Source organism: Paenibacillus sp. FSL H3-0302 (assembly GCF_037982245.1).
GTDB lineage: Bacteria > Bacillota > Bacilli > Paenibacillales > Paenibacillaceae > Paenibacillus_AQ > Paenibacillus_AQ odorifer.
In genome coordinates this window covers 3,518,315-3,535,259 of sequence record NZ_CP150284.1, presented here as the reverse complement: position 1 = coordinate 3,535,259, position 16,945 = coordinate 3,518,315, and the positions used below count along the sequence as shown (strand labels likewise).

14 protein-coding genes are annotated in these 16,945 nt (G+C 42.3%); 1 reads left to right on the top strand and 13 read right to left on the bottom strand.

Annotation, left to right across the window (positions count from 1 at the left end; translation table 11 throughout):
• Positions 1–9 precede the first annotated feature (9 nt).
• The 7 genes from treC to MHH50_RS15590 all read right to left on the bottom strand — a co-directional run bounded on the left by treC (position 10) and on the right by MHH50_RS15590 (position 8,829).
• On the bottom strand, positions 10–1,752 hold the full coding sequence (treC, locus tag MHH50_RS15620; protein WP_340033105.1) for an alpha,alpha-phosphotrehalase: 1,743 nt from the start codon (positions 1,750–1,752) through the stop codon (positions 10–12).
• A 347-nt stretch (positions 1,753–2,099) separates the two neighbouring features.
• Positions 2,100–3,287 (bottom strand): phosphopentomutase, encoded by a 1,188-nt coding sequence (deoB, locus tag MHH50_RS15615; RefSeq protein WP_076278532.1) that lies wholly within the window; start codon positions 3,285–3,287, stop codon positions 2,100–2,102.
• 20 nt (positions 3,288–3,307) lie between these two features.
• A complete protein-coding gene (locus MHH50_RS15610) occupies positions 3,308–4,489 on the bottom strand; it encodes a NupC/NupG family nucleoside CNT transporter (RefSeq protein WP_340033104.1) in 1,182 nt (393 codons plus the stop codon).
• A 15-nt stretch (positions 4,490–4,504) separates the two neighbouring features.
• Positions 4,505–5,809, bottom strand: a complete 1,305-nt coding sequence (locus MHH50_RS15605) for a purine/pyrimidine permease (RefSeq protein ID WP_340033103.1) — start codon at positions 5,807–5,809, stop codon at positions 4,505–4,507.
• Between the two features lie 47 nt (positions 5,810–5,856).
• Positions 5,857–6,564 (bottom strand): purine-nucleoside phosphorylase, encoded by a 708-nt coding sequence (gene deoD / locus MHH50_RS15600; protein ID WP_076130497.1) that lies wholly within the window; start codon positions 6,562–6,564, stop codon positions 5,857–5,859.
• A 161-nt stretch (positions 6,565–6,725) separates the two neighbouring features.
• Positions 6,726–8,159: a helix-turn-helix domain-containing protein gene (locus MHH50_RS15595; RefSeq protein WP_076278529.1), complete on the bottom strand. Its 1,434-nt coding sequence runs from the start codon at positions 8,157–8,159 to the stop codon at positions 6,726–6,728.
• A gap of 118 nt (positions 8,160–8,277) precedes the next feature.
• The gene (locus MHH50_RS15590; RefSeq protein WP_076217672.1) at positions 8,278–8,829 is read right to left on the bottom strand and encodes a biotin transporter BioY; all 552 of its coding nucleotides are present in this window, start codon (positions 8,827–8,829) and stop codon (positions 8,278–8,280) included.
• Positions 8,830–9,076: 247 nt separating this feature from the next.
• Between MHH50_RS15590 and MHH50_RS15585 the strand changes: the two genes are divergently transcribed.
• Positions 9,077–10,054 carry a biotin--[acetyl-CoA-carboxylase] ligase gene (locus MHH50_RS15585; RefSeq protein WP_076190305.1) on the top strand — a complete coding sequence of 326 codons (978 nt, stop codon included), beginning with the start codon at positions 9,077–9,079 and terminating at the stop codon, positions 10,052–10,054.
• Positions 10,055–10,149: 95 nt separating this feature from the next.
• On the opposite strand, the gene MHH50_RS15580 is transcribed toward MHH50_RS15585, so the two are convergent.
• The 6 genes from MHH50_RS15580 to MHH50_RS15555 form a co-directional block, all read right to left on the bottom strand.
• Positions 10,150–11,049, bottom strand: coding sequence for an NAD-dependent epimerase/dehydratase family protein (locus tag MHH50_RS15580; protein ID WP_340033102.1), 900 nt, complete (start codon positions 11,047–11,049; stop codon positions 10,150–10,152).
• Between the two features lie 168 nt (positions 11,050–11,217).
• Positions 11,218–12,096, bottom strand: a complete 879-nt coding sequence (locus tag MHH50_RS15575) for a LysR family transcriptional regulator (protein ID WP_340033101.1) — start codon at positions 12,094–12,096, stop codon at positions 11,218–11,220.
• 208 nt (positions 12,097–12,304) lie between these two features.
• Positions 12,305–13,657, bottom strand: a complete 1,353-nt coding sequence (locus MHH50_RS15570; protein ID WP_076130493.1) for an MATE family efflux transporter — start codon at positions 13,655–13,657, stop codon at positions 12,305–12,307.
• Positions 13,658–13,891: 234 nt separating this feature from the next.
• Positions 13,892–14,575 carry a MarR family transcriptional regulator gene (locus MHH50_RS15565; protein WP_340033100.1) on the bottom strand — a complete coding sequence of 228 codons (684 nt, stop codon included), beginning with the start codon at positions 14,573–14,575 and terminating at the stop codon, positions 13,892–13,894.
• A gap of 313 nt (positions 14,576–14,888) precedes the next feature.
• Positions 14,889–15,887 (bottom strand): iron ABC transporter permease, encoded by a 999-nt coding sequence (locus tag MHH50_RS15560; protein ID WP_340033099.1) that lies wholly within the window; start codon positions 15,885–15,887, stop codon positions 14,889–14,891.
• Complete coding sequence (locus tag MHH50_RS15555) at positions 15,880–16,884, bottom strand: iron ABC transporter permease (protein WP_254847692.1); 1,005 nt, start codon at positions 16,882–16,884, stop codon at positions 15,880–15,882. The genes MHH50_RS15560 and MHH50_RS15555 overlap by 8 nt, the downstream gene beginning before the upstream one ends.
• Positions 16,885–16,945: the final 61 nt, after the last annotated feature.

The following is a 16,945-nucleotide window of genomic DNA, read 5'->3' as shown; positions in this document are numbered from 1 at the left end:
TACACCTCGCTAGCGGACTAACCACATGTAGGAAGCATAAGGACTAAGCTGAAGCTCTTGTGTTAATGATGGTGCATCTGCTGTATTCCCAATCAGAAGCTCGTCCTTACCACTTTGCGACAATTCAGTCCAGTGATTATCTTTAAAGCGGAAAGAGATCTCTTTACTGCTGAAGTTCGAGATCACAACAAGTGTCTCTCCAACTCCTGTTCTGGCGTAAGCGAAGACTTCAGGATGTCTTTCATCGAGTCTCTTGAAAATACCTTCTATGAATACTCCATACTCCTTGCGTAGTGCAATCAGTTTGCGGTAATGGTGGAAGATGGAATCGGGGTTTTCCAGTTCCTTCTGCACATTGATGTCTGGATACCGCTCATCTACCTTCAACCATGGAGTACCAGTGGTAAATCCGGCATTCCGGCTGTCATCCCACTGCATCGGCGTACGTGAATTGTCCCGCGAACGTTCTTGGAGAATGCTGAGAGCAACCTCCGGGCTTTTCCCCTGTTCACACAGAATGCGGTACATATTTAGTGACTCAATGTCGCGGAACTCATCGATACTTTTCCATACCGGATTCGGCATACCGATTTCTTCCCCTTGATATACATAAGGTGTTCCCTGAAGGCCATGCAGAGTTGTCGCGAGCAGCTTGGCGCTTTCCACACGGTAGACCTTATCATCAGTGAATCTGGAAAGAGCACGCGGTTGATCATGATTGTTAAAAAATAGTGCGTTCCAGCCTCCACCTTTCTGCATTCCGGTCTGCCACTGCGCAAACAACCGTTTCATTGCCTCGAAATCATAAGGCATCAGTTCCCACTTCTGTCCATTCGGATAGTCGACTTTTAAATGATGAAAATTGAAGGTCATGGAAAATTCCCGCTCTTCGGGACTTGAGTACCGGATACAATGCTCCAGTGTAGTTGAGGACATCTCTCCTACAGTCACCATCTCAAACGGACCAAACACCTCTTCATACATTGCTTTGATGTATGCATGGACCTGTGGACCGTCAGTATAGAATTTACGTCCATCCCCCGGTGGAACACTCCCGTCATCGTTAGGGAAGCGCTGATCTTTGGAGATTAAATTAATTACATCCATGCGGAAGCCGTCGACACCCTTTTTAGCCCAGAATAACATCATATCATTCACTGCTCTACGTACCTTCTCATTCTCCCAGTTCAGATCCGCTTGGGTTTTATCGAAGAGAGTAAGATAATATTGTCCCGACGCTTCGTCGAACTGCCAGGCAGGCCCCCCGAACTTCGACTGCCAGTTGTTGGGTAAGCCGCCGTCCGGAGCCGGGTCCTTCCAGATATAGTAATCACGGAAAGGATTGTTCCTGCTTGAAATGGACTGTTTGAACCACTCATGTTCAGTCGAGGTATGGTTAACCACGATATCGATCATTAGCTTCATTTCGCGTCTATGCAGTTCCTGTATTAGCTCGTCAAAATCCTCCATCGTACCGAAATCCGGGTTAATATTTTCATAATCTGCTACATCGTAACCGTTATCATGTTGCGGCGAAACATAAACCGGCTGTAACCAGACAATATCGATTCCAAGCTTCTGCAAATAATCTAATTTCTCAATAAGTCCTTTAATATCTCCTGTTCCGTTGCCTGTAGTGTCCTTAAAGCTTTTCGGGTACACCTGATACACCGTGGAGCGGCGCCACCATTCCGAATACTGGGACTGACTCAAGTTGAACACCTCCAAAAAGAATTCCTTTATTTCAACCATTAAACCTGTATATACAAGTTCAAACACTTCACACAGTTTAAACCTGTATATACAGGTTGTCAATACTATTACTATCGAAGGAGTGGCATGAGTAGAAACTAGATTATTTATAACGTTGTATTAGAATGCGATTCATCGAAAAAAGGGTTAACGACAGGTGGCTCTAAAATTAACCCCTTTAATAATTGATTATTACCCTAATATTTGATCCGTAATAACAAAAAAAGCCGCTTTCTCGGCAGCTTTTTAGATACAAAGATATGTAGACAAAAAAACAAACAGGATACCTTTTACTAATACAAGTTAGGTATCCTGTTTCTATTCAAAGTGTCTATTCAAATTATAGTTTATTTAAGCTCCTGTAGGAGGCTCTTACCAAATTGGGGCATGGTCACAACAAAGTTATCAGCAACTGTTGCTCCAATATCCGAAAAAGTCCTCGATATAGGCAGCTCCCCTTGTCGATTGAAACTCTTACTGTAGAGGAGTAAAGGAACATATTCACGGGTGTGATCCGTGCCCGCATGAATGGGATCATTCCCATGGTCTGCCGTAATTATAAGAAGATCATCTTCACATAGCTCCGCTAGAACTTCATGTAATCGATCATCAAATTCTTCTAGCGCTTTCCCATACCCGATCGGATCTCTACGATGGCCATAAAGTGCATCAAAATCGACAAGATTCAAGAAACTAAGTCCTGTAAAATCAGTATGAAGGGTCTCCATGAGTTTATCCATGCCATCCATGTTAGACACTGTTCTGAAAGACTTGGTGACACCTTCCCCATCGTATATATCTGAAATCTTGCCAATCGCTAGTACATCGAACCCGGCATCCTTGAGCTCATTCATCACGGTTCTTCCATAAGGCTTCAAGGCATAATCATGACGGTTCGATGTTCTTTTGAAATTTCCGGGCTGCCCGAGGAAGGGTCTAGCAATCACTCTGCCTAGCATGTACTCCTCACGTAAAGTAATCTCTCTGGCAATCTCGCAGATTTGATACAGTTCTTCCAAAGGAATAACCTCTTCATGAGCCGCAATCTGAATCACGGAATCTGCTGAAGTATAGACAATGAGTGCGCCTGTGTTCATATGCTCTTGTCCAAGCTCATCGAGAATAGCTGTACCACTAGCGGGTTTATTCCCAATCACCTTTCGTCCTGTTCTTTCTTCTAATTCATTAATTAATTCATAAGGAAACCCTTCAGAAAACACTTTGAAAGGAACATCAATTCGTAGGCCCATGATTTCCCAGTGACCTGTCATCGTATCCTTTCCATTAGAAGCTTCCTGCATTTTGGTCCAATAAGCTAAAGGGCGCTCCACTTTGGGAACTCCGGGTATTGAGTCAATATGACTTAACCCTAGCTTGGATAACGCAGGAACATGTAGCCCATTCATTTTTTCTGCAATATGCCGTAATGTATGTGATCCTGCATCCCCAAACTTTTCAGCATCTGGAGCTTCACCAATGCCTACAGAATCCATAACGATGACGAAAATCCGCTTAAACCGGGGTGTTTGTTTCATGTTAATACTCCTTGCTACAACTAGAATATGATACCGATAATCAAAGCTGATAAAACGCTTACAAGTGTGGCGCCAAATAACAGCTTTAATCCAAATCGTGCGACGATATTCCCTTGCTTTTCATTCAATCCCTTCACTGCACCCACAATGGTACCAATCGACCCAAAGTTAGCAAATGAGATTAGAAAAACGGAGACAATGGCTGTAGTACGGCCACTTAAACCTTCTTGAATCTTAACAAAGTCAAGCATAGCAACGAATTCATTCGCAACAAGCTTTGTCGCCATAATACTACCGGCCTCAACAGCTTCATGCCATGGCACACCGATAAGAAAGGCGATGGGTGCAAAGACGTAGCCTAACACTCCTTGGAACGAGATTCCGAATATGCCACTGAAGACTCCGTTAATTAAAGCTATGATTCCCACAAAACCAACTAACATTACCCCAACTACTATGGCTACTTTAAAGCCATCCATAATATATTCGCCTAGCATTTCAAAAAACGTTTGTTTTTCTTCTACCTGAACTTCAACAATATCTTCTTCAGGTGTAACTTCATACGGATTAATGATGGATGAAATGATAAATCCGCCAAATAGGTTTAATATCAATGCAGCTACTACATACCGAGGTTCTAGCATCGTCATATAGGAACCAACGATTGACATGGATACCGTAGACATTGCAGACGCACATAATGTATACAAGCGATGTTTTGGCAATAGTCCAAGCTGGGTTTTCACCGAAATAAATACTTCATTTTGTCCGACAATTGCGGCTGCAACTGCATTATAAGATTCCAATTTACCCATGCCATTTATTTTACTCAATACCAGTCCAATATACTTTATAATGAATGGCAGTATTTTGTAATGTTGCAAAATCCCTATCAATGCTGACATAAAAACAATGGGCATCAAAACATAAAGGAAAAATGTATGCGCCCCTTCATTTGCAATGCCGCCAAACACAAAGTCAGTACCTTCATTGGCGTATCCAAGTAATTTTGCAAAACTATCAGCAAACCCTTTAATCAAAAATTCTCCAATGCTCGTTTTTAGGATAATTAATCCCAAACCTATTTGAATAGCAATCATTACAATGATCGGACGATATTTAATCTTTTTCTTATTGTTACTTCCTAGCCATGCCAGTAATAGAACAATAACCAGACCAGCAATAGAAATTAGATAATGCATTTTTAGCCCTCCAAATTATCGGTTAATTTTCTTGGAATCCTCATATCGAAATGCATCTTTCCACATTAACCCTTGTTCCAAAATAATCGCTAACAGGCTCCCGCATATTAATCCATTATTTAAAATGGCTATCACGATCGGAGATAAATGGGCCGTAGCTGATGCAGGAATAAACATTAAACCTACACCCACTAAAAGGGAAAGCCCACTGACAATAAATGTTCGCTCTTCATGAATAACCTTTTTCAATTCCTTTAGCGCTAGTCCGACCATCTTCACAAAAATGACGAAGGTAACAGAATAGCCTATGGGAGCTGGAATCGCAGATATGAAATTCATCATAGGCGGAAACAAGGATATTGAGATCACTAAGCTGCAGCCTATTAAAAATGATTTGCGCTCCCTCATCCCTGTTTGCTCAACATATCCCGCCGCTCCCGAAATAGGGACTGAGCCGACCGCTCCTAAACCACCACTTATAAGATGCGTAATTCCAGAATTAAACCCGGCGCGCAAATAACGACGATGATCCCCTTGCTTTGGTTTCATAACGGTCTCCATCAAACGGATGGATGCCACTGCATTGGTTATTAATAATAGGGTTAGTAAAAATGCAGTAGTAATTGTCCCGGCATCGAATCGGGGTGTTCCAAATGGGAATATTTCCGGCAGCTTAAATAGAGTATCCGCACGAGAAACCGCCGGCATACTACCGCAGATTATAAATAATAGGCAGCCTATCACTATACTGAGAATTATTGAAAACTGGCTTAGTAATACAAAGCGGCTGTTGCCTAACCAAAAGGTAATGCAGACCACGATCACACTAAGGATGAATACTTTAACATCTAACATGGTGTGGGCGATGGTAATCCCCATCATCCCTTTCATAAAAGATCCGCTTAATTGAAAGATCAATAAAAGTAAATAAATAAAGGTGATGGTTGGAGTAAAAAGACGAGCGATTTTATCCATTAGCTTAAATGCTGAAATTAGGATAAACAACACTCCGCTAATGATCATCGCTCCACTTAAAGCCTGTAAAGCGCCGTTGTTAGAGGAATAGAGTCCCCCCACTAAACTCGCGTAAATGGTAAAAATGCTCCACCATAACCCTGCTGGACCTTCATGAATAGGGAATTTATGACCCATCAGGCCTTGTAAAAATCCAGCTATTGCTAAAGTAATCATGGTGCTCTGAATGAGTCCAGAAGTCTCTATGGGTGTTAAGTTATATAAATCTGCGATAGCAATGGGTGCAGCAATTGCACCAGCGATCATAAAAATCATCCACTGCAATCCTGACAGTATTACCTTCATTTCTTTCTCACTCTCTTTTCTAACAACACTGCACTCTTATCAATAAATCAGCCTTCAACGACTGTGTTAAGAGCTACTTCGACCATTTCATAAAAGGATTGTTCACTTTCTTTATGAGTTAGGTGCTCCTGTCTTAACAATTGACTGCCAACGGTCAAAATCGATAACGCTTTTACACCATATTTAGCGGCTAAAGTGTATAGGGCGGTACTTTCCATTTCTACAGCTAATACACCGAAATCCATGAACTTATGAAGCCGATCTAAATTTTCACGATAGAATTCATCAGAATTATAGATGTTACCAACAAACACCTTTGCATTTTTAGCTTGTGCTTGTTGATATGCTTTCATTAGCAATGAGAAATCTGCCGTTGGTGCAAAATTACAGCCATGAAAGATCTTTTCCGTCATATTACTGTCTGAAGATACTGCTTGGGCTAATATAATATCGCGGATATTGATATCTTCCTGCATCGCGCCACATGTACCAATGCGAATCAATTTCTTAACTTCATAATCGACGATCAATTCTGTTGCATAGATACTCATCGATGGATTTCCCATCCCTGTCCCCTGAACCGACACAGGCACACCCTTGTATAATCCAGTGTATCCATACATCCCTCTTACTTCGTTATAACAATAAGCCTCCTCTAAAAAGTGTTCTGCCACAAACTTTGCACGTAAAGGATCTCCTGGCAGCAAAACGAGCTCTGCTATTTCTCCCTTATTTGCACCTAAATGCCTACTCATAGTTCTTCCTCCAACTTTTAATAGTAAACTGAGGTTTACCGAAATCGCTTTCCACTTGCCTTCAAGTAAAATCAGTTTCGAAACTAGATTGAGCATAAGGTTTTTTAACATTACAAACTAGACCAAAAACTTACGGAGCTTACGGAAAATAATTGGTCAAATTATAAAAGCAGTTCTTTACGAATGTTGTCTAAATCTCTTTTAGAGGGGATCGTGGAAATAATAACAACAGGCACTGTCGTTAATGCAACCGGGATATTACTAATGACAAGATCGATATTATTTTGCTGCATGATCTCGTCGGTCAAGCCCTTCATTATGGAAGTATTAAGGATCAACTGATCTCCAATTTCCTTCTTTATCAAATCTGCTATGTAATGACGAATTGAAAATTCTTCCCCGATCACTAAAAAGGCCCTCTTACTTTTATAACGTAAACTCGAGCGGACAATTAAGGTTAGCTTTGTTAAATGAAAATGATTAAACAAAACGGAAGGGTAAGTTTTATTCCACGTTTGCATACAGGTTTGCAATTCTTGATAAATCTGTTGGCATTCCTTTTGAACATATGTTGTTAAATGACTTGTTGAAATCATCATCCATTCAGGAATGGCATTTTCGATTAATAGCTTGTCAAAGAAACCGTAAATCTCCAAAATAAACCGTTCTTGCATATCTAAGTTCGGGTATACCTTTGCTAATAACATTAGAAGCAGATTCCCCATTTGATATTCTTCTTTATCCTTGTGTAATTCGACTTCTTTCATCGGAGTGATCTCTGACCCTTCATAATAATGATATTGGCTGAGACTAACCATGGATTGCATAAAGAATATTTCACTGTTTGGAAATTCAAGGGACAGCATATCCTCAAGACGTTTTGCAATAGTTTTCACTGGAAAATAAAACATCCCCTTTTCCCAAGGGTAAGCATTTTCGTCGATTTTTACACATTTTCCTTTAGCCACTCTTTCTATAACAATGGCCAACAAAAACGATAATCTCCTTTTGGAATTGATAAAATATACAATGTTATTCTCATTTTCTATATTTGTGATTAACTGATTAATATAAGCAAAATCAACATTCGCAAAGGGCCAGCCTGTAAACTCATACGCATCACAATATAACTTCCAATAAAAATATCGAATATTCATTTCATTCCCTTTAATCATGGGGGTAGAAAAACTAATGCGTAGCTTATAAGCTTTTAGATCATCATTATTTAATTGCACAATCAATTTCTTTAAAGACGAGGTACTCATAAACATGGCTTCGGAGAGCTCTTCCACTGACAGTCGACCCACATTCGTAAACAAAAAATCCATCAGCCGATAAAAGATGGTTTGTCTGAACATAGAAGAAATCACTTCACTAATCGTACTTCGCCCATCACGTTGAAGAACTATTCCCTTTCCTCTAGAAACCTCAATGGTTACAGTAGATGGTAATTGCTTGCTGATTTCCTCCACCATCTTCCGGATGGTCTTATCAGAGATCCCTAAACTTTTTTCGATTTCCGCTAAGGTAAACCATCTATGTTCTGTATCAAGCAGCGTTAATAGTTGACTAGCTAAATTAAATCCCTTATCCATTTTTCTACACCCACTTCAATTTCGTTTTAATTTTTATAGTATAAACAAATTCGCAACCATACCCTATTATTTTTCAATAAAAAAACCCGGGTTTTATTTACCCGAGTTTCAAATCACATTATATTTGTGTTTTTTCTTCAATAGGGCTAATTGCTTTCAACTGCATCGTTATGACGGCTGCAATAACGGCTTTGATGATGTCTCCCGGAAGAAAGGCCAACGCTCCGACAAGACCAGCCCAGATCGAAGTATTGGTTAACAATGCCATGACAGGGGCACCAATCAGACTCACTAGTAATACACCGAAGATTATGTTGATAGCTACCAGCTTCCAAGTTCGAACCTTCGGCCAGATTTTTTCGGAATACCAGCCAATAAGGCCGGCCGCGATTGGAAAACTAAATATGTATCCTGCAGAAGGTCCAACTAACACCGCGATTCCGCCGCGACCGCCAGTCAGTACAGGCAGCCCAATGGCTACTAGTATGATGAAAATAATGAGACTGAGGGCGCCCATCCGTTTCCCCAGAAAACATCCAGCCAACATGACGCCAAGCGTCTGGGCAGTGATCGGAACGGGGATGAAGCCGAGGGGGATGGGCGGTATCATCCCCAATACCGCGATAAGTGCTGCGAATAATGCAGCATAAATAAGTTCTTTTGTCTTCAAAAAAATGACCTCCATTGGATATCAATGATTGTATTCTGGTTAGTAAATACGTCCAGTAAGCTGAATTATAATGGAGTTATTCTTTATTGTAAACCATAAATTTATATATGGTTTACAATGGAATAAAATACCATGCTTGAGTTTTTCCTATTGTTATATAGAATTAGAGTATTCAGTCGCAATCGTTGGATGTTAATCTATTCAATGGGTTTTGGTCGGAGAGTTATACTTTTGGAGGTTTAAGTTCATGACAGTAAAAGAACATATTCTTGCCTTGCTCGACAGTAATAAGGGTGAATATTTTTCCGGCGAGGAAATAGCCGTTCAGTTATCCGTGACGCGCAGCGCGGTCTGGAAAGCCATAAAATCTTTACAGACAGACGGTTATTCCATACAAGCTGTAACCAATAAAGGATATTCCATGTCACCACAAACGGATATCTTATCAGCCAGTGCAATTTCAAAGTACCTGGATACTCAGGGGCAAAAGTTACGTGTTGAAGTCTTTAAGACCATATCTTCCACGAATGAAGCCGTAAAAAACCTTGCCTCAAATGGAGAAGCTGAAGGTAAAGTGATTCTTTCGGAAGAACAAACAGCTGGTCGCGGGCGAATGGGCCGGAAATTTTTTTCTCCACCTGGAACGGGTATCTATATGAGCATCCTGCTGCGTCCCAAGCTGTCCGCAACAGACTCAGCTTTATTGACCACTTGCGCCGCAGTAGCTGTAGCCCTTTCTATCGAGAGCGTATCCGGTAAAGAAACGCAGATTAAATGGGTAAATGACGTTTTTATGGAAGGTAAAAAAGTATGCGGGATCCTTACCGAAGCATCCGTGTCATTGGAAAACGGCTGGCTTGATTATGCTGTCCTCGGCATCGGTATCAATGTAGTCCTCCCTTCCGAAGGCTTTCCCAATGATCTTACCGAGATTGCAACAACTGTAATTTCAGAAAACAATCCTTATGGTGATCTGCGCAACCGTCTCGTTGCAGAAGTACTAAACCATTTCATGAGATATTATGAACATTTAACGGACAGATTGTTTCTTTCCGAATACAAAAAAAGGTTAATTTCACTTGGCGAACCTGTGACCGTGATAAAGGATAATGAACAACGTAAAGCAACAGCCATTGATATCGATGACGATTGCCATCTGAAAGTCAGATATGAGAATGGTGACGAGGAATATCTTTCAAGTGGAGAAGTTAGCATTAAAATTTAACTGTTCAAAAAAAGCCACCAAATTGGTGACTTTTTTGTGTTTTCCCGCTGCGTTTATAAGCGAAAACTTTTCCTTTTAAGATTATTCTACTTTAATTATTGTATATTATTTTTTATCCAGCTAAGCAGCGACTCTTCCTTTGGAGCCCAACCAAGTAAATTTCTTGCATGGGTGGCACTTACACGGCTGTTAGAGGCGATTGCAAAGCGTGCCCAGTCTCCAAGCTCTGCTATCGCTTTGTCTGCGGGCCAGCTTATGGTCTTGCCTCCAAAGCCTAACGCCTCGCTGACCGATTTGGCGATGTCCCCGTAAGATTCCTCTCCATTTTCGGCAAAGAAATACGACGCGGATGGTGCTTTTTCAAGTGCCAATACATACAGTTGGACCAAATCCTTGATGTGGACATTGGACCAGCGGTTTACGCCTTTACCTACGTGAACGCCTGCCTGCAACTCTCTCGATTTGCGAATAATTTGCGGCAATTGATCGCTTTCCACAGGCAACGCTAGTGCATTACCATAAATCATAGATGGGACTATCACGATGCTTCTTACCCAATCCTCAATTCCAGCCTTGCGTACGAGGTTGTTGATCGCTACCCGGTTTTCCCTAATATCCATAGGCACAAATGGTGTTTCCTCCTCAAAAATTTGTTCGCTCGCTGTTTCGCCACGGGCATCATCCCCAACCACACTTGAACCTGATGTATGCAAAAATGGTTTTCCACTTCCGCGCAAAGCAGCTATGAACGTCTCAACTGCCAACAAATGATCCGAATCGGCCGTGTGAATTACTGCGTCGCTGAGCTTAGCATATTTCGTTAGAGTACCCGTATCTTCCAACGTGCCGAGTATAGGCTCTATACCAATAACTCTTAACGCCTCCACCTTATCGGGATTGCGAACCAGTCCGAAAACAGTATGCCCGTTATCTAACAAAGCTTTAGCCACCGATCCGCCAATATATCCTGAAACTCCTGTAACAAACACTTTCATAACAATTCCTCCTCATCTATGATGTTGACGCTTGTTCATTCGACCAAGTATGGCACCAGCCTCAATTATTTTTAATTTTGTTACTACATTATTGTAAGCTTCAGGGTATAAATAAAACAAATTACGAAATAACGACGTATTAATAAATATTTTTATAAATGATACTAGCTAATCCATCTTCGTTTCTCTTATGACAGAAATGATCTCATGAAACTGAGGCAAATGCTTATTCTTTAACTGATATGCGATATATAACTCGTTTTCTACTTTTAAATGCTTAAACACAACTTTTGTTTTGCCTGCTTTTAATGAATTTTGCAAGAGGTATGTAGGTATAACACTCAAGCCCATACCGATTTCAACAGCCTTTAGGATCATGTGTAAATTAGGAATGATGTGAACAGGTCTAATTTCAGGACGTTTCTTAAAATGTTCTCTCCAAATTCTTCTTATTATCGGCAATTCCAGACCATAGCTGATCCACTTCTGTTCAGAGAGCCATTGCTCTTCAAGCTTCAGATTATCAAATTCATGGATTTCATAATCGATTGGAGCTACTATAACAAACTCCTCATCCATCAATTTCAAATACTCGATACCGGGAGCTGGGAACCTTTTTGACATAATGAGGATATCTAACTTGTCTTCCTTCAGCAGCTCTAGCAATTGCTCGGCGGTTCCAAAATGCGAAAGGGTACAAGTATTGTATTTAGGAAGCTGTGGCAGTATTTTTTCACTAAAAAACTCATGCGCTGCTCCAAGCTTGATTACACTTTGCGTAGGTAAAGAAGCCATTTTAAAGCTCATCGTCGTATTCTCTAATGACTCTATGAGCGGAGCGAGCTGTGAATATAACTCCTTCCCCCGCTCTGTAGGGGTGATTTTTCTAGTCGAACGAATAAATAAAGTTTCTCCCACCTCCGCTTCCAAGGCGGCTAAGTGCTGACTCATGGCTGGCTGCGTCATCATACGGGTTTTTGCAGCTTCGGAAATCGATTTATACTTATATATTGTGCAAAAGCTTCTATACCATTCGAAATCAACCATACTGTATGAACCACCTTTAGAAATGTATATTAATCAGAATTTGAACAAGATTGATGAGATGTTCCTTAGTGTTCAAAATTATATCATTTTACAATAAGCCCCGTAATTAAAAGCTATAGTGGACTTGTAAGCCCAATGCACCAAAAAAACCTTGCTGATTCAAGGTTTTTTTAGATGAACTAAAAATATCAACTTAAAGCTTAGGATTCTACTGTACTAAAGTATCTAAATCAGGCTGCAATTTGTTCCGCAGAACATACAGCATGATGGCACCCACAAGGAACGCAACAGCATCTGAAATGACGAGCGACCAGACTACTCCGTGGAAACCGTTCATTCGATTAGCGATATACAATACTGGAATCAGAGTAACACCTTGAATAATTGACATAATAAAGGCGGCGGTTCCTTGTGCTGTCGCTTGGAAGATCCCCGTAAACAACGCGGTCGTTCCTGAAATGAACAGGGATAAGAACGTTACATGAAGAATATAGCTGCCCAGTTCAATTAATTGCGGGTCATTCGTAAATAAACCGATTAAGTGGTCGGAAATCAGATATACAATAATGCCGAACACGGCTGCTAATGCCACAGTCACTTTGATTGTGAATGTAATGGTATGCTTCATGCGTAATTTATTGGCTGTAAAAGAGAAGGCAATCAGCGGCACGACTCCCTCACATAAGCCCATCAGAATAACCTCTGGAAATTGTAATAATCGTGATGAAATTCCGAAGGCCGCAATGGCCTGCTCCCCATATTCGACCAGAAAACGGTTAAAGATAAGTGACATTGCACCCATGAAGAGACTCATAACAAAAACGGGTACTCCAATTTTAAATACATTGCTGAGAATGTCTTTGGAAGCTTTGAACCATTTTACAGAGATGGTTAAGAATTGGCTCTTATATCCCATGTGGAAGGCGTAGAATGCACTTGCAACCAAGTTAGAAATGACTGTAGCAGATGCAACCCCGATCACGTCCCAATGGAAGACGAAAATGACTAGCGCATCGAGAATAATATTCACAACAACACTGAGAAGCATGCCGATCATCGAAGTGATCGCTGCCCCCTCCGAGCGCACGATATTCTCCAGCGTGAAGAATAGAACGACGAAAGGTGAACCAATAAGCATAATCGTGACATAGTCCTTCGTGAACCCGAAGGAGTCAGGCGTCGCTCCCAAGCCATGAACGATTGAATCGATCAACGGGATGCCGGCAGCCATCAAAATAAGACCGAGAGCTAAACTGCTGTAAAAGGCGAATGAAGACACATGCTTTACATCATCATATTTTTTCTCTCCCAGCAAACGGGAGATGAATGCACTGCTACCGATACCAATCAAGTTACCTAGCGCCATAATGGCGGCGAATAACGGTAAAGTTAGTGCGAGTGCGGTTAACATCGCAGTATTGCCCAGTGTACCAAGGAAATAGGCATTCAAAATGGAGTATATGACACTCATCGACATGCCTAGCATCATCGGTACTGCGAAGTGAGCTACGGCTTTTGCGACAGGTGCTTTTTCAAAGTAATGGAGGTTTTCTGCATCCATAAGGTTCACCACTATCTTTCTTTATTTTGTTTTTTGAAATTACTTAGAATTCTAACTATCGGTCCAATATGATCCGTGACGCAGCAACAAGCAAACCTGTACCCTAACGACGAGTTTTCAGATTTGGCGTACGAAATTTGACTATTCTTCAGTTTCACATTACGCTGCCTTTGCCGTTCATCTTTCTCTGGTGGAAAGGCAGCGCCTCAGCTACTGTTTGCTAAAAGACTTTAATTACTTATCGTCTGGGCCATGTGACTTGTCAGGTGACGAATTACTGTCATCGCTGGAAGGCCAGCCGAATCCGCGCATGTCACCACGCCCTTCTCCGCCAAATCCAGGGAACCTTCCGCTAAAGCGTTCGTCCCTAGAATTTCCCCACATTGTGTGCATTTGTCCGCGCATAGCCATCATTTTTTCAAATTCCTCTGTTCCCATGCGCGCCTTGGCAGCTTCCATCCACATAGCCATCACATCACGTTCTTCGCCCGATCCAAGTTCTTCCTCCAAAGCTGTAATGACGCGAGTTAGGTAATCCCCGAAAGCTATCTGCTCTTCTGGCGATAAGCGAGAAAATATGTTGCCGCTGTCTATCTCTTGTTTCTCTTCCTCTTGTCCTTTTTGCGTTAGGTAAATCAACATGATACGTTTGTCTGTTTCTGAGGGTTTACGGGTGATGTATTCTGCTTTCTCCAGTTTACCAAGCAATTCATTGAGGGATGATACACGGATGTCCAACATATAGGATAAGTCTTTGGTGCTGATACCGTCTTTCATCCGAAGAAACGCTAATATCCTCCCTTGCCCACGTGATGCGTCGGCCATAGGACCAACCGCGGCATGAGACTTCAAGTGTTGCCTTTGCAACAGCCATTGCAGTTTCGCGAGTTTTTCGTACAATTCAGTATTCATGTCCATAATGAATCCTCCATTAAGTTTTTATGGTACCTGTTGAACTTTATAACGGTACCTGTTGATTTGTATTATAACGGTACCTGTTAGATATGTCAAAATGTTTTTTACAGGTACCGTTAATATGTGGTTTGACTGTTTCCCGGAAGTGGCTAAAAACCTGCAAACAAAATAAAAAACCGCGCTAGGCGCGGGTCTTTATCAGATTCACAAAAATATTCTAACCAATAACCAAAATGGCAAACTCGATATTGTATTTTGCTTCTAAAACAGAAGTTCGGTTTCCTCCTTCGTTCCCCTTTCTTCTCTAATAGGAGATTTAATCCTTTTTTCGTTTAAATAGCAAATACATGAAAAAAGGAGCTCCAATGCCTGCTGTGAATACGCCTGCTGGAATATCCAGCGGCTGAAAAAGCATTCTTCCCGCCAAATCCGCCAACAGTAGAATGATCGCACCTATTAATGCGGATACCGGGATGATCATCTTATAAGAATTTCCGATAAGCCTCCTAGAGATATGCGGCGCCATCAATCCGATGAACGATATCGTCCCCGCTACACCGACCGCAGCGCCGGCGAGTGCAACGCTATAAAATAAGAGAATCATCCGGCTTAGCTGGAGCCTGCTTCCAAGCCCGCGAGCTACATCTTCACCTAAAGATTGCACATTTAATTCCTTCGCCAGACCCAGCGACAAAGGAATAAATATCGCTACCCACGGCCAGAGCACCTTGATATAGCTCCAATTGGTACCGTAGATGCTTCCCGTCATCCAATTTAACACTTGAGCGGCTAAATACGCTGGACCGCTAATAAGCAGGAATGTGGTGAGCGCCCCCATTGCGGTAGAAATGCCAATGCCGATCAGTACCAGCCGGAATGGTGACACCCCTTTTTTCCAAGCAAATACATAATTGATGATAGCCGCAATCAACGCGCCACCGATGGCAATGAACGGTATCCAGTGGATGCTGTAGCCGGTGACGAAGGTCATGAAGGCAACCACAGCTACCGATGCCCCTCCGGTTACGCCCAGCAGATCAGGTGAAGCGAGCGGATTGCGAATGACGCCTTGCAATAGCGCCCCGGCAACTGCCAATGCTGCACCAATTAGAATAGCGGCTGTTATTCGTGGCAGACGGAACTGCATAATAATCAGATCGCTGGCTTCTGCGTTTCGCCCGGCAAGAGATGCAAGTACCTCTTTTAATGGAACACTAACTCCCCCAACCGATAAGCTCAAAAGCGACAAGGCGGCAATAATAAAAGCTAGAGCTATGAACATGAACGTGTGTTTCGCTGTACGCGGATTAAGCATGCTGTTTCCTCCTGGCTACTAGGATCAGAAAGGGAACTCCAATTATCGCCGTAGCGACGCCAACCGGAACTTCTTTGGAGTCCAGGATAAATCGTGATGCTAAATCCGCAGTCACCAGAAGGATCGCTCCACCTAATGCGGTATAAGGAAGCAACCATCTGAAATCATGCCCAATGATGTATCTGCATAAGTGAGGTACGATAAGTCCGATGAAAGCAATTGGACCAGCGGCCGCTACCGAGCTTCCGGCCAGTAGTACGATTGCCGTAGCCGACAGCAACCGTACCAGCGTCAGCCTCTGCCCCAAGCTTTTCGCACTATCGTCACCAATCGCCATAATATTTAACGAGCCCGAGAGTAGCAGTGAGATCACTAACCCTGTTATCATATAAGGCAGTACCATCAACAAATGCTCAATATTTCTTCCTTCTACAGAGCCAATCATCCAGAATAGGGCAGATTCCAGCGATTGCTTATTAATAAGAATAATGCCGGATGTAATAGAGGAAGTGAAAGCTGCCATACAAGCGCCGGCCAAGGTCAGCTTTACCGGTTCGAATCCACCACCTTGCAAGCCAAGCAGATAGACGACTGTCGATGTTGCGGCCGCACCTGCAAAAGCAAGCCAGACCATGCCACTCATCGTTAACGAGGATCCGAACGCCAGCAGCCCGATGACAATAAATAGCACAGCACCCGCATTTACACCGAAGACGGAGGGCGATGCCAATGGATTTCTTGTCAGAACCTGCATGACCGCCCCGGCTACGGCTAAGCTTGCCCCTACCAGTGCCGCAATCAAGGTTCGGGGAACACGAGCTGTTGTCAGAATAAGATGCTCATTGGAACCGTCAAAATGATTGTAAGCCTGCCACAGGTCTTTCAATTCAAAGCGATGAAGACCGTACAATACACTGCACAACATACTAATCAGCAGCAGGATAACGCCAACAACTAGGCCGGCGAGCTTTCGTTTGCTTAGGAAAGAACCATTCACGCCTGCACTGAACCTCCTATTCATAGGCAGCCCAAACAACTAAACTGCCGGAATCGTGAAC